Source organism: Kribbella sp. NPDC043289 (assembly GCF_056436705.1).
This window is the reverse complement of the sequence record NZ_JBWKCB010000001.1, coordinates 1,458,583-1,475,209: the sequence shown is the minus strand read 5'-3', so window position 1 is coordinate 1,475,209 and position 16,627 is coordinate 1,458,583. Positions and strand designations below refer to the sequence as shown.

Here is a 16,627-nt window from a genome sequence, read left to right as displayed (position 1 = left end):
TCGTCAGTCTGCGTAGCCGGAACGCACCGCGAGTGCCCGTTTCAGGTCGTCGGCGAGGTCTCCGATCGACCTGCGGATACCGGCCGCGACCGACTCGTCGGCGACCAGGTCGGCGGACCGGTCGGCGACGCGCTGCTCGACGGCGTACCGCGGGTAGGCGAGCTTGGCGCTGGTCGCGACGACCCACCCCGAGCGGAACTTGTCGGTGCCCGCGATCTCGGCGAAGTACCGGTCGACGTACGGCGCCGTGAGCTCCACCTGACCCGGATGCCAGAAGCCCACGCAGGCGGCGTACAGCTCGTAGTTCGCGATGTCGGCGTCGGTCATGATCCGCGCCCACGCCCGCTCCTTGGCCTCGGGCGTTGCCATCGCCGCACGGCAGCGGGTCGCGTGCACGATGCCTTCCGAGGACGCGTCGCGCTCGAGCTCGGCGTCGATCTCCGGGTCGCCGATCGCGCCGATCCACGCGAGCTGCAGCAGCACCGTCCAGCGCAGGTCGGCGTCCATCAGCAGTCCCTCGGGTACGCCGTCGCCCGCCAGCCAGCCCCGAAGTACGTCGGCGTCCTGGCTGAACCGCGCGTACGAGCGGGCCACCGCGAGCTGGAAGCTGGTCCCCGCCGGCGCCGACCGCAGCCGCTCCTCGAGGACGTCGGCCAGCCGGCCCCGGTACGGCTCGTACGGGAGATAGACACCGAGCAGGCTCAGGGTCGCCCACCCCGACATCGAGGAGACCGCGATGTCGCTCGTCTCGGTCGCCAGCAGCGCGAGCAGCAGCTCGAACCCGAGCTTCGGGTCCATCTCGACGTCGGCGACGGCGTCCCGGATGCTGTTCAGTACGGCGGCCCGCGTCACTCCGTCGGTGATCTTCGGCAGTACGGCAGCGAGGTTCTTCAGGCTCTCGTCGTCGAGCCGGATCTTCGCCCAGCTGTCGTCACCGGCGTCCGGTACGACGACCGCGAGCGACGGATCGAGGTCGACCTCCACCTCGTCGGCGTCGACGAGGACCTCGACCGTAGTACTGCGGCCGTCGGCGTCGAATCCGGCGACGGTCAGCTTGTGCGGTCGTGAAGCCGGGTACTCGGCCGGCGCCTTGCGGTGCAGCTTGATGCCGGTCTCGGTGCGCGTCACGCTGAGCGTGTCCACACCGGGCGTCCGCAGCCAGGCCTGAGCCCAGTCGTCGATGCCGACCGCACCGGCTTCGGTCCACTTCGCGAGCAGGTCGGCGAACGTCGCGTTGCCGAACTGGTTGGCGGCGATGTGCGCGTTCACGCCGGCGAGGAAGACGTCGTCACCGAGGTACGCCGCCAGCTGCTTGAGGACTGCCGCGCCCTTCGCGTACGAGATGCCGTCGAAGTCGTCCAGCGAGGCGAGCGCGTCCTTGACCGCGTCGGCGGCGACCGGGTGCGTCGAGGACCGCTGGTCGGCCTGCAGGCCCCACCACTTGCGGACGTAGGCGAAGTCGATCCAGTTGTCGGTGTACCGGGTCGCGTCGGTCGCCACCCGGTGCGCCATGTACTCGGCGAACGACTCGTTCAGCCAGAGGTCGTTCCACCACTTCATCGTCACCGTGTCGCCGAACCACTGGTGCGCCATCTCGTGCACGATGGTCCGCGCCCGCTGGCTGCGCTCGCCGTCGGTCGCCACCGACCGGAACACCATCTGGTCGCGGAAGGTCACGCAGCCCGGGTTCTCCATCGCGCCGGCGTTGAACTCCGGGACGAACGCCTGGTGGTACTCGCCGAACGGGTACCGCAGACCGAACATCCGGTGGTACTCGTCGAAGGACTGCTTGGTCACCTCGAAGATGTCCGCGGCCTCCCGGTCCAGCGCGTCCTTCAGCGACTGCCGCGACACCACGCTCAGGTTGATGCCGTCGTGGGAGTCGGTGACTTGGTGGTACGGCCCGGCCACCACGGTGACGAAGTACGTCGACAGCGGCTTGGTCTCGGCGAGCTCCCAGCGACCGGGGGAGACCTGCGTCGAGGCGCCGTTGCCGAGCACCAGCCAGTCCTCGGGCGCGGTGACCTTGAACCGGTACGGCGCCTTGAGGTCCGGCTGGTCGAAGCACGCGAAGATCCGCGGTGCGGCATCCAGGAACGACATCGCGTAGGTGTAGGCGAGACCGTCCGCGGCGTCGACCGAGCGGTGCAGTCCCTCGCCGTCGTGGGAGTACGCCATCGTGGCGACGACGACCAGTTCGTTCTGCGGCTGCAGGTCGGTGAGCTCGAGCCGTCCGTCGTTCAGTCCGGCCACGTCGACCGCCGTACCGTTCAGCGTGACGGAGATCAGTTCGTCCGGTTTCACGTCGAGCCAGGTCGACGGTTCGGAGGCGGTGAAGCGGATCGTGGTGGTGGATCCGAACGTGCGCTCGCCTTGGGTGAGGTCGAGGTCGACGTCGTACGACTGGACGGAGAGGGCGGCGGCCCGAGTACGGGCGCCGTCGACGGTGAGACTCGGCATGAGGGCCACTGTATGCGCTGACTAGGCTGAGCACATGACGGATATGGAGTACCGGCAGCTGGGCGACTCGGGGCTGACTGTGAGTGTCGTCGGACTGGGGTGCAACAACTTCGGCCGGCGCCTGGACGCGGACCGGACGGACGCGGTGGTGAACGCCGCGGTGGACGCCGGAATCACTCTGTTCGACACGGCGGACATCTACCGCGGCGAGCACGGGTTCAGCGAGGAGCTGCTCGGCAAGGCGCTCGGGTCGCGCCGCGACGAGGTCGTCATCGCGACCAAGTTCGGCGGCGACATGGGCGGCGTGAACGGCCCCGACTGGGGTGTCCGCGGCTCCCGCCGGTACATCCGCAAGGCGGTCGAGTCGAGCCTGCAACGGCTCGGCACCGACTGGATCGACCTCTACCAGCTGCACTTCCCGGACCCGGTGACCCCGATCGGCGAGACCCTGGCGGCGCTGTCCGAGCTCGTTGCCGAGGGCAAGGTCCGGTACGTCGGCAGCTCGCAGTTCGCGGCCTGGCAGCTCGTCGACGCCGACTGGACCGCGCGGACCGACGGCCTGGAGCGGTTCATCAGCGCGCAGAACCGGTACTCGTTGCTCGATCGCGAGGTCGAGGACGAACTGGTGCCCGCCTGCGAGCACCTCGGCCTGGGCATCCTGCCGTTCTTCCCGCTCTCCTCGGGCCTGCTCACCGGTAAGTACAAGCGTGGCGAGGCCGCCCCGGACGGCACCCGCCTGGCGGCCCGGCCGGAGGCGCTGGCCAACGCCGACTTCGACAAGATCGAGGCCCTCGACACGTTCGCGGCCGAACGCGACCTGACCCTGATCGACGTCGCCATCGGCGGCCTCGCGGCACAGCCCGCGGTCGCGTCCGTGATCGCCGGCGCGACCAGCCCCGAGCAGATCGCCCAGAACGTCGCCGCCGGCACCTGGCAGCCGACAGTCGCCGACCTGGCCACCCTGGACGAACTCACGTGACGCTGATCCTGCTGCCGCCGTCCGAAGGCAAGACCGGGCGGCTGCGTGGTCGCGCAGTCGACTTCTCCACCCTGTCGTTCCCCGAACTGAACCCGGTCCGCGAGCAGGTGCTCGAGACGCTGGCGAAGGTCTCGGCGTCGGCCGACGCGTTCGGCGTACTGGATGTCGGAGCCTCGCTCCAGCACGAGGTCGAGCGCAACACCCGCTGGCGCACCGAGCCGTCCGTACCGGTCTCCGAGCTGTACTCCGGTGTCCTGTACGACGCCCTCGGCTACTCGACGCTGTCCGCGGGCAGCAAGCGCCGCGCCGCGAACCGGCTGCTCGTCGTCTCCGCGGCCTGGGGCGCGCTCCGCCCGGCCGACCGCGTCCCGCCGTACCGGCTCTCGATGGGTACGACGCTGCCCGGGCACGGACCGCTGGCCTCGGTATGGCGCGAGCCGTTGAGCACCGCACTGGCCGGCGTCGACGGCGTGATCGTGGACTGCCGTTCGTCGACGTACGTCGCGGCGTGGCGCCCGAGCGGCGCGCAGGCGGACAAGTGGGTGTCGGTGAATGTGGTCCGCGAGCGGGCCGGAGTGCGGTCGGTGGTCTCGCACAACGCCAAGCACACGCGCGGCCTGGTCGCTCGGCATTTGCTTGAGTCAGGCAAGGATCCGGGAACGGCGAAATCCCTGCACAAGTTGGTGAGTGAGCGGTGGAACGCCGAACTGGACCGCGCGGCGGCCGGGTGGACCCTGACCGTCGTGGAACACGACTGACGTTCATCCGACTGTAACTGGTGAGCGGTTTTCTACAGTGCGTGATCGGGGAAGGCTGAGGGGCAGCAACGTCAGGGGGGATTCCGCCCTACCTCGGAGGCCTGACCGATGCCCCGCAAGATCACACGTTTTACACCCCTTGCCACCACAGTGGCAGCGGCTGCGACTGCCTTGGCCCTCGGCGCCGGACCGGCGCTGGCCGCCCCGCCGACCCCGCCGTCGGCGAGCACCGCAGCCACCGAACTGGCGAGCCTGACCGTGAAGACCGAAGGCACGACGACCGGCTACAGCCGGGACAAGTTCCCGCACTGGATCAACCAGTCGGGCAGCTGCGACACCCGCGAAGAGGTCCTGAAGCGCGACGGGACCGGCGTCAAGGTCGACAGCAGTTGCCAGCCGACCAACGGCAGCTGGACGAGCGTGTACGACAACAAGACCTTCACCGACTCGTCGGACCTGGACATCGACCACATCGTGCCGCTGGCCGAGGCGTGGAAGTCCGGCGCCAACACCTGGACGCAGGCCAAGCGCCAGGAGTTCGCGAACAACCTGACGATCTCGCAGCTGATCGCGGTGTCGGCGTCCAGCAACCGCTCGAAGAGCGACAGGGATCCGTCGGAGTGGCAGCCGCCGAACGCCGCGGTGCACTGCATGTACGCGCGCTACTGGATCTGGGTGAAGTACACCTACAAGCTGTCGCTGCAGTCGGCGGAGAAGACGGCACTGCAGGACATGCTCGGCACCTGCTAGTCGGCGTAGCGGGTCGCCATCGCGGCGGCCCGCTGGTGCAGGGCGGTGCGTAGCGACTGCGGGGCAACGGCTTCCGCACTCGTACCGAGCTGCCACAGCGCCCACTCGGCGTGCCAGGCGTCCTGGAACGTCACCTCGAGCCGCAGCCAGCCGTCCGTGTCAGGTTCTTCGGCACGGACGGCGACTGCCGCATTCAGCAGGTCCTCCCGACGCCTGGGGTGCACACGAACCTGGACGGTCAGATGGCCGTCGGCAAGGAACTGTCCGCGGCGTTCCGCCCAGATCCGGTCGAGGTCGACCTTGCCGGGTCGCTCGGCCGGCTCGGGCAGCTCCTCGGCGGCCAGGATTCGGGAGACCCGGTACGTGCGGTTCTCGCCGGCTCTCGTAGCGAGCAGGTAGATCTGGTCCCGCACGGTCACGAGGCCGATCGGGTCAACCGTTCGCCAGCGGGGTTCCTGGCCGGTGGCCGCGTAGTGGATGCGCAGTTTGTGTCCGGCCAGCACCGCCCGCCGTACGTCGATCGGCGTCTGCTCGGTGACTAGGCGGCGGGAGAGTAGGTCGGTCTCGGGTTCGACCAGGATCCGTTGGGCTGCTTCGTCGGCGGTCGCTCGGTGGTTCTCCGGGAGCGCGTCGACGACCTTGCGCATTGCGGCGGCGAGCGCGGATCCGCGTGCGGAACCGGCGATCAGCAGGGCGACGGCCTCGTCGTTGTTCAGCCCGTAGAGCTCGGTACGGAATCCCGGGAGCAGGGCGAATCCGCCGTGCCGGCCGCGTTCGGCGTACACCGGGACACCGGCCGCCGACAGGGCCTCGATGTCGCGGAGGACGGTCCGCGTCGAGACCTCGAGTTCCTCGGCGAGGGTGTCCGCGGTCAGCCGGCCGCGCTGGCGGAGCAACAGGACCAGGGACACGAGCCGGTCGGCGCGCATCCCCGGAGGCTAACAAATACCTGACCAAGGATGTCGTGATTTCTTGGCAGGCTCCTCGGCACCTACCCACAGGAATGGAGCTGATGTGGCCATCGAACGAACCGCGGTCAACCCGGTGAGCTGGTCGATCCCGATGGGATTCAACCAAGGCGAGCTCGTCTCCGGGCACACCCGGACCTTGTACTGCTCCGGACAGACCGCGATGGACAGCGAGGGCAAGCCCCAGCACGACGGGGACCTGCCGGCGCAACTCGCGCTGAGCCTCGACAACCTCGAGGCGGTGTTGAGGGACGCCGGGATGTCCCTCGCGAACCTGATCCGGCTGAACGTCTACACCACTGACGTCGACCTGCTGTTCCCGCACTACGGAGTACTGGCCGCACGGCTCGGGGCTGCCGGAGTGGCGCCGGCGACCACGATGCTCGGGGTCACCCGGTTGGCGATCCCAGGTCAGCTCGTCGAGCTCGAAGGGACCGCGGTGGCCTAGTCGCGCTCGTCCTCGAGGAGATGGCGGCGCTGGGCGTGGATACCGGCCTGGAAACGGGTCCGCGCGCCCAGCGTCTCCATCAGCTCGGCGACCCGCCGACCGACCGTCCGGCTGCTCAGCGCGAGCTGCCGGGCGATGGCGTCGTCCTTGAACCCCGCGGCGAGGAGTGTCATCAGCCGGGCGTCTGTCGGATCCGTCTTCGCTGACGGGACAACGGGCACCGCCTGGTCCCACAGCAGCCAGAACATCTCGATGAGCGCATCGAGCAGCGCACACGGGTGTACGACGAGCGCGCTGTCGACCAGCTGGTCCACGGCCAGCGGAAGCAGTGCCATCTTCCGGTCGAACACGGCCAGCTTCATCGGCACCTGCGGATGCACCCGCGAGGTTTCGCCGGCGTCGGCCGCGCTGTACGCCTCGTCGACGCCGCCCGGGATGTCGAGCGAGTCCGGCGAGTAGATGCCGTGCACAACGACCCCGTCGCCGAGCAGACCGCGCACCTTGCTGTCCGACTCGTCGGCCTGCGCGGCGTACGGCGGCCGGTCGAGCACCAGGAGCTGATGGTTCGTGCCGTTCAGCAGCTGGGCGAACCGGGCGGCGATGGCTTCCTGACCGACGATCACCTCGACCAGGTTCTCCGGCCGGTGCTGCTCCTGCGCACGCAGTTCCGACAGCAGCACGCGGGCCTCCGCGCGCACCCGGTCGAGCTCGGCCCGGCGTACGGCGACCAGCGCGTCGACCGCGACATCGGGACGGGTCGGGAGCAGTCGCACCGGGTCGTCGGAGGTGCTGGTGAGCAGGCCGAGTTTCTCGAGCCGGCCGACGGTCGCGACGACGTCCTGCTCGTCCCGGCCGAGGTGCGTGGCGAGCTCGCGGATGTCGCAGCCGGGGATCGCGAGCAGCGCCCGGTACGCCTCCTCATCGGGCGGCTCCACCCCCACCGACTCCAGCATCCGATCAGGCTATCTCGTCCACCGGACGGGTTCGACCTGTTTGGCGACTTCGCGCCATGTCCGGCATACGTCAGCGTTCAACCAGGTGCGGAGTGCGGTTCGGTGGGGTATGTCTGACGGTGCTGGGCGCGCGCGGACCGGACAGGGGACGCCCGGTCAAGCCTCAACGCGCGCGCCCGCCCTTCTCCTGACCCGCAGATAGCTGCGCCAGACGAACCGCTGCGCCATCAGGGTCAGCACCCCGGCCACGGTCATACCGGCCAGGTTGATCCCGAGTTGTGCCGCTGAGCCGCCGATCTGGTGCGGTGCCCAGAGCGCCAACGACAGCGCCAGGTCGCCCGCTGCCGGAACGGTAGTGACCGAGATGAAGACCCCGACCAACGCGTTGCCCCGTCCCGCTGTCTGGGACAGCACCCCGGCGCAGCCGGCGAGGACGGCGACGACGACGGACCACTTGTCCGGACGCCAGATGAACCCGGTCAGCGGTCGCGCGGCCGTCAGGTCGCCGGCGTCGACCCACCCCAACGCACGGGCCAGCAGCGCTGCGAGCGCGGTCAACAGGATCGCGAGCAGAAAGCCCTTGACCAGCAGGGACAGCGATCGCCGCGTCAGCCCCGCCTTGCGCAGGAACAGGCCGACTGCCAGGGCAGCCACCACACCGAACTCCGGTCCGACCACCATGGCGCCGACCACCAGGATCGCGGAGTCGGTGATCACCGCGACCGAGGCGATCATCGTCGCCAGCGTGAGGAACGCGTAGTACACCCAGGACCCGCCGGCCTCGTTGTAGGCCTGGTCGACCACGGCGTCCCAGATGACCGCGTCGTCCGGCGCGCCCGGAGCGGCCTTCTCCGCGGCCTGGGCGTTCCGCGACGGGGCGGCGTCGACGATGGCGACGGCGACCGCGCCGTCGTCGTACAGCCCTTCGGACTTGAGCCAGCTGAGGATGTCCGACGTCGCCTCGCGGGTCACGTCGCATTCGATCACGTCCCCGGCGGGCCGATGGGCCGCGCCGGGCAGGCGGACGATGCTGGTGACCCGAGGGTCGGCGACCAGGGTGTCGAGGACATGCTCGCTGCCCACCGGCGGGACGATCAGACGGAGATGCATCACGGGCGACATGCTGCCAGCACCGAGGTCGGACGGTGCGATGCGACTCCCAACGCGCGTCAGAGCTTCTCAGCTGCCTCTCAGATGCGACGATGGTGTGACGCACCGACGTCAGGGAGCCACGATGAGTGAATCTGCTGCTGCCGCGCCGGACACCGGCGAGCGCCCCGAGCTGAAGCGGGTGATGGGGCCCGGACTGCTGCTGCTGTTCGTGGTCGGCGACATCCTCGGGACCGGCGTCTACGCGCTCACCGGGAAGGTCGCGGGGGAGGTCGGCGGGGCGGTCTGGCTGCCGTTCCTGTGTGCGTTCGTGGTCGCGATGCTGACCGCGACCAGTTACCTCGAGCTGGTCACGAAGTACCCGAAGGCCGGTGGTGCGGCGGTCTACACGCACAAGGCGTTCGGGATCCACTTCCTCACGTTCCTGCTGACGTTCGCGGTGATGTGCTCCGGTCTGACCTCGGCGTCCAGCGCGTCCAAGGCGTTCGCGGCGAACTTCTTCTCCGCGGCGCACATCGACCCCGACCGCGGCGCTCTGCTGATGATCACCGCGCTCGGCTTCATGACCCTGATCGCGCTGGTGAACCTGCGCGGCGTCGGCGAGAGCGTGAAGGCGAACGTGGTCCTGACCTGTGTCGAGCTGAGCGGTCTGCTGATCGTGATCGGGATCGGGGCCTGGGCACTGATCGGCGGCGACGGCGATACCTCGCGGCTGACCGAGTTCCACGTGCCGGAGGGCGAGTCGGCGTTCGGTGCGGTCACGGCCGCGACCGCGCTGGCGTTCTTCGCGATGGTCGGCTTCGAGGACTCGGTGAACATGGCCGAGGAGACCAAGGACCCGGTGCGGATCTTCCCGAAGATGATGCTGATCGGCCTGAGCATCACCGGTGTCATCTACGTGGCGGTCGCGATCTCCGCGGTCGCGCTGGTCTCGCCCGACGACCTGAACCAAGGCGCTACGCCACTGCTGAAGGTCGTCCAGGCCGGTGCGCCCGGGTTCCCGCTCGAGGTGTTCGCGTGGATCACGATGTTCGCGGTCGCCAACTCGGCGCTGATCAACATGCTGATGGCCAGCCGGCTGCTCTACGGGATGTCGCACGAGAAGGTGCTGCCCGGTCCGCTCGGCCGCGTGCTGCACAAGCGCCGGACGCCGTACATCGCGATCCTGTTCACCACGCTGCTCGCATTCTTCCTGATCGGGTACGCCGACCTCGCGGCCCTCGGTGGTACGACGGCGTTCCTGCTGCTCTGTGTCTTCGCGATCGTGAACGTCGCGGTGCTGGTGCTGCGCAAGGATCACGTCGAGCACAAGCACTTCCACGCCCCGACCGCGCTGCCGATCCTCGGTGTGGTGCTGTGCGTGTACCTGGCCAGCCCGTTGTCCGGGCGGGACTCGGCCGACTACAAGATCGCCGGCTGGCTGATGCTCGTCGGCGTCGGGCTGTGGGCGATCACGTGGCTGCTGAACAAGTACGTGTTCAAGCGGAACGCCGACTTCGATCCGACGCACCTCGATCAGCAGGGCCCGGTGAACTGACCGGCCAGAACGTGGCGAACAGGACGGTCGCGAGGGCCAGCGCTCCGATGGCGACCGCGATCCAGCCGAGCGACGGGTAGCCCGCGCCGGCGTCGATCGCGACACCACCGAGCCACGGCCCGACCGTGATGCCGACGTTGAACGCGGAGAAGTTCGTCGCGGTGGCCAGCGTGGACCGGTCGCCGGCCAGGCTGAACACGCGCGCGTTCAGCGCCGGGTTGGCCCCGAACCCACAGCCGCCGAGCAGCACGATCACGCTGATCGCCACCACCGGGATGTCCGCGGTGAGCGCCAGCACGCCCGACAGCACGATCAGGCCGGAGATGCTGACGAACAGCGTGCGGAACGGCAGCGCGTCGGCGTACCGGCCGCCGAGCGTGATCCCGATGAAGGACCCGAGCCCGTAGAGCGCGAGTACGCCTGGCACCGCACCGACGGGCAGTCCGGTCGTCTGGATCAGCAGCGGAGCGAGGTAGCTGAACACCACCAGGATCGCCGCGGTCACCAGCGCGGTGGTGCCGAACGCGAGCCAGAGCCGCGCGTTGACCAGCGAGCGCAACTCGCGGACGAGGTCGGGAGTGGTCGACGGATCCGGCCGCGCGCCGGGCACGGTCGCGAGGACACCACCCATGGCGAGCAGGCACAGCGCCGCCACGGTCCAGAACGCCGACTGCCAACCGAGGTGCTGCCCGAGCACGGTGCCGAGCGGGAGCCCGACGATCGTCGCGATCGTCAGTCCGCCCGTGACGATGCTCATCGCCCGCGCGCGGCGGTCCGACCGGACCAGTCCCACCACCGTCACGGCCGCGACCGACCAGAACCCGGCGTACACGAAGGCGCCGACGATCCGGGTCGCCAGCAGTACGCCGTAGCTCGTGGTGAGGGCGCCCGCGACATGGGTCAGCGCGAAGATCGCCAGGAAGACAAGCAACGCCGTACGCCGGGACCAGGTGAGCGTGGCGACCGCGAGGACCGGTGCGCCGACCAGCATGCCGACCGCGAATGCCGAGATCAGCAGCCCGGCCTGGGGGATCGTGACGTGCAGGTCTGCGGCCAGCTCCGGGAGCAGTCCGGCGAGCATCAGCTCGGAAGTGCCCTGGGCGAAGATGCTCAGCCCCAGAACGTACACAGCGATCGGCATCGTTCCCCCTCACTCGACGAGTGCCACGCGCAGTATCTCAGAGATTACTTTCCGCTGTCGCCGCGCCTGTCACCGACTGAGACTTGGGGGAGTGCGGCATGGTGGAGATATGAGTTCGGGGATTCCGGCGAAGCGGTCGGGGCGAAGCGTGGACACCGCCAAGATCGGCAGTGGCCTGACGCTGCTCGTCGCCCTGGTCGGCCTGATGTGGCTCATCGAGATCATCGACACCGTGACCCACGGGGCCCTCGACCAGTACGGGATCATCTCGCGCGAGCCGCGCGGCCTGATCGGCATCCTGACGGCGCCGTTCCTGCACCTCGGGTTCGGCCACCTGATCTCGAACACGTTGCCGCTGGTGACGCTCGGCGCGCTGATCGCGGTGAGCGGCGCCTCCCGGCTGTTCGCGGTGACCGCGATCGTCGTGGTGATCGGCGGCTTCGGGACCTGGCTGATCTCACCGCCGAACACGATCACGATCGGCGCGAGCGGCCTGGTCTTCGGGTACGCGTCGTACCTGATCCTGCGCGGCCTGTTCAACCGGCGGCTCGGGCAGGTGCTGCTCGGCGTCGTGGTGGTGATGGTGTGGGGCAGCGCCCTGCTCGGCGGGCTGCTGCCGCAGGACGGGATCTCCTGGCAGGGTCACCTGTTCGGCGGCATCGCCGGCATCCTCGCCGCCTGGGTGCTGGCCGACGACCGGCAGCAGCGCGTCAAGCAAACGCAGTAGGTCACATCAGCGTGCTCGGGTCGGTGTTCGCGCCGCAGACGACCACGACGACCCGCTCACCCGCCGCCGGCCGATAAGCCCCTGACAGCAACGCCGCGTACGCCGTCGCGCCGCCGTGCTCGGTCGCGAGGTGATGGTCGCGCCACAGCTCGGTGCGGGCGGCAACGATCGCCTCGTCGTCGACCAGCACCGACCGGACGCCGTACTGCTGAGCGGCCGCGAAGGCGAGTTCGCCGATCCGGCGGGCGCCCAGCGAGTCGGACGCCACGCCGCTCACCGCGGCGTCGGTGGGCACGCCGGCTTCGAGCGCGTGGTGCAGGGTCGGCGCGAGGGCCGGCTCCACGCTGACGACCTGGGCGTTGTCCCCGATCGCGGTCGCGATACCGGCGATCAGACCGCCGCCGCCGACCGCGACGAGCACGGTGTCGAACATCCCGGCCTGGTCGAGCAGCTCGAGACCGACGGTGCCCTGGCCCGCGACGATCTCCGGCTGGTCGTAGGCGTGCACGAGCAGCGCGTCGGTCTCGTCCCGCGCCGCGAGCGCTGCCTGGTACGCCTCGGCGTACTCGTTGCCGACCTGGACGATGGTCGCGTCCAGTGTGCGGAGCTTGTCGAGCTTCGCGGCGGGCGTGGTGACCGGGACGAAGATCCGCGCCGGTACGCCGAGTTCGCGGGCCGCGTAGGCCGCGGCGAGCCCGTGGTTGCCGCCTGACGCCGCGACAATGCCCTGCGCGGTCAGCTCCCCGCGTTCCTTCGCGCAGAGCAGCCGGTTGAAGGCGCCGCGCGGCTTGAACGATCCGGTGTGCTGGAGCAGTTCCAGCTTGAACGTAACTCCCGGCGCCACCTGGATCACCGGGGTACGTCGTACCCGCCCGGCGATCCGCGTCGCGGCCTGCCGCACGTCATCGAGGCTTACCGTCATGTCCCAACCCTGCCACGATGGGGAGCAAGCCGACGGACGGGAGGCCATGTGATGGCTGGAACGGGTGCGTACGACGACAGCTACCGGCGGAGCCTGGACGACCCGCACGGGTTCTGGCTGGAGGCGGCCGAGGGGATCTCCTGGAGCCGACCGCCGGCGCAGGCGCTGGACGCGACCGACGCCCCGATCTTCCACTGGTTCCCGGACGGCGTGCTGAACACGTCGTACAACGCTCTTGACCGGCACGTCGAGGCGGGCGACGGCGACCGGACCGCGCTGATCTACGACTCACCGGTCACCGGGACGGGCCGGAGCTACACCTACACGCAGCTCCGGGACGAGGTGGCGACCTTCGCCGGCGCGCTCGCGTCGCTCGGCGTCGGCAAGGGCGATCGGGTGATCGTCTACCTGCCGATGATCCCGGAAGCGGTCGTCGCGATGCTTGCCTGCGCCCGGCTCGGCGCGATCCACTCGGTGGTGTTCGGCGGCTTCGCGCCGCGCGAGCTCGCGGCCCGGATCGACGACGCGGAGCCGAAGGTGATCGTCGCCGCGTCCTGCGGGATCGAGCCGGCCCGGATCGTGGAGTACAAGCCGATCATCGACGAGGCGCTGACGATCGCGCGGCATCGGCCCGAGCACACGATCGTCCTGCAACGCGAGCAGGCCACGGCGCAGCTCGGCGAGCGCGACCTCGACTGGACCGCCTTGGTGGCGGACGCCGCGCCGGTCGAGCCGGTGCAGGTTGCCGCGACCGATCCGCTCTACATCCTCTACACCTCAGGTACGACGGGGAAGCCGAAGGGCGTCGTCCGCGACAACGGCGGCCACGCGGTCGCGCTCGCCTGGACCATGCGCAACGTGTACGACATCGGCCCGGGTGACGTGTGGTGGACGGCCTCGGACGTCGGTTGGGTCGTCGGCCACTCGTATATCGTCTACGCGCCGCTCCTGGTCGGCGCGACGACCGTGCTCTACGAGGGCAAGCCGGTCGGTACGCCGGACGCCGGCGCGTTCTGGCGGGTGATCTCCGAGCACGGCGTGAAGGCGTTGTTCACCGCGCCGACGGCGTTCCGGGCGATCAAGAAGGTCGATCCGGAGGCCGGCGAGCTGGCGAAGTACCCGATGGACAGCTTCCGGACGCTGTTCCTGGCGGGGGAGCGGCTCGACCCGGAGACGTACCACTGGGCGCACGAGCATCTCGGCGTACCGGTGGTGGACCACTGGTGGCAGACCGAGACCGGTTGGCCGATCGCGGCGAACCCGCGCGGGCTGGAGCCGCTGCCGACCAAGCCGGGCTCTGCGACCGTGCCGATGCCGGGGTGGAACGTGCAGATCCTGGACGTGCACGGCAAGGAGCTGCAGCCGCACGAGGAGGGCGCGATCGCGATCAAGCTGCCGCTGCCGCCCGGCGCGCTGCCGACGTTGTGGGGCGACGACCAGCGCTACATCGACAGCTACCTGAAGGAGTACGACGGTTACTACCTGACCGGGGACGGCGGGTTCATCGACGACGACGGCTACATCTTCGTGATGGGCCGCACCGACGACGTGATCAACGTGGCCGGGCACCGGTTGTCGACCGGTTCGATCGAGGCCGTCGTCGCGTCGAACCCGGCGGTCGCAGAGTGTGCGGTGATCGGCGTTCACGACTCGTTGAAGGGGCAGCTGCCGCGCGCGTTCGTCGTACTGAAGGCCGGTGCGACGGTGTCCGAGGAGACGCTCCGGGAGGAACTGGTGGCCGCTGTACGGCGGGACATCGGGCCGGTCGCGGCCTTCCGGGACGTGTCGGTGGTGGATGCGTTGCCGAAGACACGCTCGGGGAAGATCCTGCGCCGGACGATGCGCGGGATCGCCGACGGCCGAGACGAACCCGTTCCGTCGACGATCGAGGACTCCGCCGTACTGGACGCCCTACGCCCGGTCCTGCGCGGCGCTCAGGAAGGCTAGCGCCGCGGGGCTCGCCAGCGAGCGGAACTCGTGGAAGTAGGCGTGCCGGGCGCCCGCGATCACTTCGGCGCGGGCGCCCGGGATGCGCTCGGCGAGCAACTGGGCGTTCGCGACCGGGCTGAAGATGTCGTCACCACCGTGCAGGACGAGTGTCGGCGCGGTGATGCTCGGCAGCCCGTCCCACGCGTCGTGTCGATTGCTCGCGACCAGATGCCGACCCTTCGCGTACGCCGGCATGCTCGCGTCACCGAGGACGTAGTACGGGCCGAGGTTCTGGGCGAGCCAGGCGGGTGTGTACATGAGCTCGAGGAGAACCCGGTCGGTCTTGGCCGGGTCCGCGAGCGCTCTGCGGATCTCCTGGCTGCGTTGGTACCCGTGCGCCGCGCCCGGTGAGGTGCAGCCAAGGATCAGCGCACCAAGCCGCTCCGGATGGTTGATCGCCAGCCACTGCGCGACCCGCCCGCCCATCGACGTGCCGTAGACGTGCGCGCGGTCCAGCCCGAGTTCGTCGAGGACCGCGACGACGTCGTCCGCGAAGCCGTCGGTGGTGTAGACCTCGTCCGGTCTGCCGCTGTCACCAGTGCCGCGCCAGTCGAGCGTGATCGTCCGGTACGCCGTGGTGAAGTCCGCACGGATCGGGTCCCACCAGGTGTGGTTGTTGGACTGACCGGCGAGCAGCAGGAGTGGTTGCCCTTCGCCCCGAACTTGGTAGGCGATCCTGGTCCCGTCCGCCGCTGTCGCATGTGGCACGGGGAGCAGTCTGCCTGATTGGGCGCGGAGTTATGGTGCAGGTATGCGAGTCGTGATTGCTGGTGGACACGGACAGATCGCGTTGCGGCTGACCAAGCTGCTGAGCGCCGACGGGCACGAGGTGGTCGGGCTGGTGCGCAACCCGGACCACGAGGCCGACGTCGCGGCCGCCGGCGGGCAGGCCGCCGTACTGGACCTGGAGCAGGTGGACGCCGACGCGGTGGCCGCGGTTCTCGCCGGTGCGGACGTCGCGATCTTCGCGGCCGGTGCCGGCCCGGGCAGCGGGAAGGCGCGTAAGGACACGGTCGACCGTGGCGCGGCCGCGCTGTTCGCCGAGGCCGCCGAGCAGACCGGCGTACGGCGGCACATCCAGGTCGGCTCGATGGGGGCGGACCGGGCCGACTCGCTCACCGACGACGAGACGTTCACGATCTACCTGAAGGCCAAGTGGGCCGCCGAGGAGGACCTGCGGGCCCGCGACCTGGACTGGACCGTCCTGCGGCCCGGCAGCCTCACCGACGACCCCGGGACCGGCACGGTGTACCTCGCCGACAAGACCGGCAACGGGCGGATCACCCGCGACGACGTCGCCCTGGTGCTGGCCGGCCTCTGCGACACCCCGGCCGCGATCGGCCGGACCCTCGAACTCGTCGCCGGTGACACTCCGGTGACCGAAGCTCTCAACAACCTCTGAGACATCCCCCTTAAGTTGCCACAAGCAACAGAATGTGACGGATAGCGAATCATGGCTGACACCCTCCGCCAAGTGACCTTCGAGCGCCTGGCCAACAGCAGCTACGAGGTACGGAACGCCCGTGGCGGCAGCATCCGGATCGGTTCCGGCGGCGCGGACACCGACTTCACCCCGGTCGAACTGCTGCTGGCCGCGATCGGCACCTGCTCGGCGATCGACGTCGACATCGTCGTCAGTCGCCGCGCCGAGCCGTCCGAGTTCAGCGCCGTGGTGCGTGGCGACAAGGTCCGGGACGCCGAGGAAGGCAACCGGATGGACAACCTCGCGGTCGAGTTCACTGTGCGCTTCCCGGAGGGCGAAGACGGCGACAAGGCCCGCGAGGCGCTACCGCGCGCGGTGAAGATGTCCCACGACCGCCTCTGCACGGTCAGCCGGACGGTCGAGCTAGGCACCCCAGTCACCACCACCGTCAACGACGACTGA

General features: G+C 69.6%; 16 protein-coding genes. 9 read left to right on the top strand and 7 right to left on the bottom strand.

Translation table 11 applies throughout. The features are described from left to right. Positions 1 to 3: 3 nt before the first annotated feature. Positions 4 to 2,460 carry an aminopeptidase N gene (gene pepN / locus AC0662_RS07005; protein ID WP_452201782.1) on the bottom strand — a complete coding sequence of 819 codons (2,457 nt, stop codon included), beginning with the start codon at positions 2,458 to 2,460 and terminating at the stop codon, positions 4 to 6. Between the two features lie 34 nt (positions 2,461 to 2,494). Between pepN and AC0662_RS07000 the strand changes: the two genes are divergently transcribed. The 3 genes from AC0662_RS07000 to AC0662_RS06990 all read left to right on the top strand — a co-directional run bounded on the left by AC0662_RS07000 (position 2,495) and on the right by AC0662_RS06990 (position 4,947). Beyond that, positions 2,495 to 3,439 (top strand): aldo/keto reductase, encoded by a 945-nt coding sequence (locus AC0662_RS07000; protein ID WP_452201780.1) that lies wholly within the window; start codon positions 2,495 to 2,497, stop codon positions 3,437 to 3,439. Next, entirely contained in the window at positions 3,436 to 4,197 is a 762-nt protein-coding gene (locus AC0662_RS06995) for a YaaA family protein (protein ID WP_452201778.1), read from the top strand. Before AC0662_RS07000 ends, AC0662_RS06995 begins: the two co-directional genes overlap by 4 nt. A gap of 150 nt (positions 4,198 to 4,347) precedes the next feature. Further along, the gene (locus AC0662_RS06990) at positions 4,348 to 4,947 is read left to right on the top strand and encodes an HNH endonuclease family protein (protein ID WP_478299077.1); all 600 of its coding nucleotides are present in this window, start codon (positions 4,348 to 4,350) and stop codon (positions 4,945 to 4,947) included. Here the strand turns inward: AC0662_RS06990 and AC0662_RS06985 are convergent. After that, positions 4,944 to 5,876, bottom strand: a complete 933-nt coding sequence (locus AC0662_RS06985; RefSeq protein ID WP_478299075.1) for a helix-turn-helix transcriptional regulator — start codon at positions 5,874 to 5,876, stop codon at positions 4,944 to 4,946. The genes AC0662_RS06990 and AC0662_RS06985 overlap by 4 nt on opposite strands. Positions 5,877 to 5,967: 91 nt before the next feature. On the opposite strand from AC0662_RS06985, the gene AC0662_RS06980 reads away from it, so the two are divergent. Further along, positions 5,968 to 6,363 carry a RidA family protein gene (locus tag AC0662_RS06980; protein ID WP_478300202.1) on the top strand — a complete coding sequence of 132 codons (396 nt, stop codon included), beginning with the start codon at positions 5,968 to 5,970 and terminating at the stop codon, positions 6,361 to 6,363. Here the strand turns inward: AC0662_RS06980 and AC0662_RS06975 are convergent. Together AC0662_RS06975 and AC0662_RS06970 are read right to left on the bottom strand one after the other, a co-directional pair. Next, entirely contained in the window at positions 6,360 to 7,316 is a 957-nt protein-coding gene (locus AC0662_RS06975) for a transcriptional regulator TrmB (RefSeq protein ID WP_478299073.1), read from the bottom strand. The two genes, AC0662_RS06980 and AC0662_RS06975, sit on opposite strands and share 4 nt — an antisense overlap. Positions 7,317 to 7,472: 156 nt before the next feature. Further along, positions 7,473 to 8,426 (bottom strand): DUF389 domain-containing protein, encoded by a 954-nt coding sequence (locus AC0662_RS06970; protein ID WP_452201890.1) that lies wholly within the window; start codon positions 8,424 to 8,426, stop codon positions 7,473 to 7,475. A 124-nt stretch (positions 8,427 to 8,550) separates the two neighbouring features. On the opposite strand from AC0662_RS06970, the gene AC0662_RS06965 reads away from it, so the two are divergent. Beyond that, positions 8,551 to 9,963 (top strand): APC family permease, encoded by a 1,413-nt coding sequence (locus AC0662_RS06965; RefSeq protein ID WP_478299071.1) that lies wholly within the window; start codon positions 8,551 to 8,553, stop codon positions 9,961 to 9,963. Here the strand turns inward: AC0662_RS06965 and AC0662_RS06960 are convergent. Beyond that, complete coding sequence (locus tag AC0662_RS06960; protein WP_478299069.1) at positions 9,905 to 11,104, bottom strand: Cmx/CmrA family chloramphenicol efflux MFS transporter; 1,200 nt, start codon at positions 11,102 to 11,104, stop codon at positions 9,905 to 9,907. The genes AC0662_RS06965 and AC0662_RS06960 overlap by 59 nt on opposite strands. Before the next feature lie 109 nt (positions 11,105 to 11,213). On the opposite strand from AC0662_RS06960, the gene AC0662_RS06955 reads away from it, so the two are divergent. Next, positions 11,214 to 11,831 carry a rhomboid family intramembrane serine protease gene (locus AC0662_RS06955; protein ID WP_478299067.1) on the top strand — a complete coding sequence of 206 codons (618 nt, stop codon included), beginning with the start codon at positions 11,214 to 11,216 and terminating at the stop codon, positions 11,829 to 11,831. A 1-nt stretch (position 11,832) separates the two neighbouring features. Here AC0662_RS06955 and AC0662_RS06950 read toward each other — a convergent pair whose 3' ends face one another. Continuing rightward, on the bottom strand, positions 11,833 to 12,753 hold the full coding sequence (locus tag AC0662_RS06950) for a threonine/serine dehydratase (RefSeq protein WP_452201764.1): 921 nt from the start codon (positions 12,751 to 12,753) through the stop codon (positions 11,833 to 11,835). A gap of 51 nt (positions 12,754 to 12,804) precedes the next feature. On the opposite strand from AC0662_RS06950, the gene AC0662_RS06945 reads away from it, so the two are divergent. Further along, positions 12,805 to 14,700 (top strand): propionyl-CoA synthetase, encoded by a 1,896-nt coding sequence (locus tag AC0662_RS06945; protein ID WP_478299065.1) that lies wholly within the window; start codon positions 12,805 to 12,807, stop codon positions 14,698 to 14,700. Here AC0662_RS06945 and AC0662_RS06940 read toward each other — a convergent pair. Then, positions 14,665 to 15,450: an alpha/beta fold hydrolase gene (locus AC0662_RS06940; RefSeq protein ID WP_478299063.1), complete on the bottom strand. Its 786-nt coding sequence runs from the start codon at positions 15,448 to 15,450 to the stop codon at positions 14,665 to 14,667. The two genes, AC0662_RS06945 and AC0662_RS06940, sit on opposite strands and share 36 nt — an antisense overlap. Before the next feature lie 43 nt (positions 15,451 to 15,493). Between AC0662_RS06940 and AC0662_RS06935 the strand changes: the two genes are divergently transcribed. After that, entirely contained in the window at positions 15,494 to 16,144 is a 651-nt protein-coding gene (locus AC0662_RS06935) for an NAD(P)H-binding protein (RefSeq protein ID WP_452201759.1), read from the top strand. A 72-nt stretch (positions 16,145 to 16,216) separates the two neighbouring features. Further along, on the top strand, positions 16,217 to 16,627 hold the full coding sequence (locus AC0662_RS06930; RefSeq protein ID WP_478299061.1) for an OsmC family protein: 411 nt from the start codon (positions 16,217 to 16,219) through the stop codon (positions 16,625 to 16,627).

Bases quoted from the DNA above. Each gene is read 5' to 3' on its own strand.
- pepN (WP_452201782.1), bottom strand. From the start codon at position 2,460: ATGCCGAGTCTCACCGTCGACGGCGCCCGTACTCGGGCCGCCGCCCTC.
- AC0662_RS07000 (WP_452201780.1), top strand. From the start codon at position 2,495: ATGACGGATATGGAGTACCGGCAGCTGGGCGACTCGGGGCTGACTGTG.
- AC0662_RS06985 (WP_478299075.1), bottom strand. From the start codon at position 5,876: ATGCGCGCCGACCGGCTCGTGTCCCTGGTCCTGTTGCTCCGCCAGCGC.
- AC0662_RS06975 (WP_478299073.1), bottom strand. From the start codon at position 7,316: ATGCTGGAGTCGGTGGGGGTGGAGCCGCCCGATGAGGAGGCGTACCGG.
- AC0662_RS06970 (WP_452201890.1), bottom strand. From the start codon at position 8,426: ATGCATCTCCGTCTGATCGTCCCGCCGGTGGGCAGCGAGCATGTCCTC.
- AC0662_RS06965 (WP_478299071.1), top strand. From the start codon at position 8,551: ATGAGTGAATCTGCTGCTGCCGCGCCGGACACCGGCGAGCGCCCCGAG.
- AC0662_RS06960 (WP_478299069.1), bottom strand. From the start codon at position 11,104: ATGCCGATCGCTGTGTACGTTCTGGGGCTGAGCATCTTCGCCCAGGGC.
- AC0662_RS06955 (WP_478299067.1), top strand. From the start codon at position 11,214: ATGAGTTCGGGGATTCCGGCGAAGCGGTCGGGGCGAAGCGTGGACACC.
- AC0662_RS06950 (WP_452201764.1), bottom strand. From the start codon at position 12,753: ATGACGGTAAGCCTCGATGACGTGCGGCAGGCCGCGACGCGGATCGCC.
- AC0662_RS06945 (WP_478299065.1), top strand. From the start codon at position 12,805: ATGGCTGGAACGGGTGCGTACGACGACAGCTACCGGCGGAGCCTGGAC.
- AC0662_RS06935 (WP_452201759.1), top strand. From the start codon at position 15,494: ATGCGAGTCGTGATTGCTGGTGGACACGGACAGATCGCGTTGCGGCTG.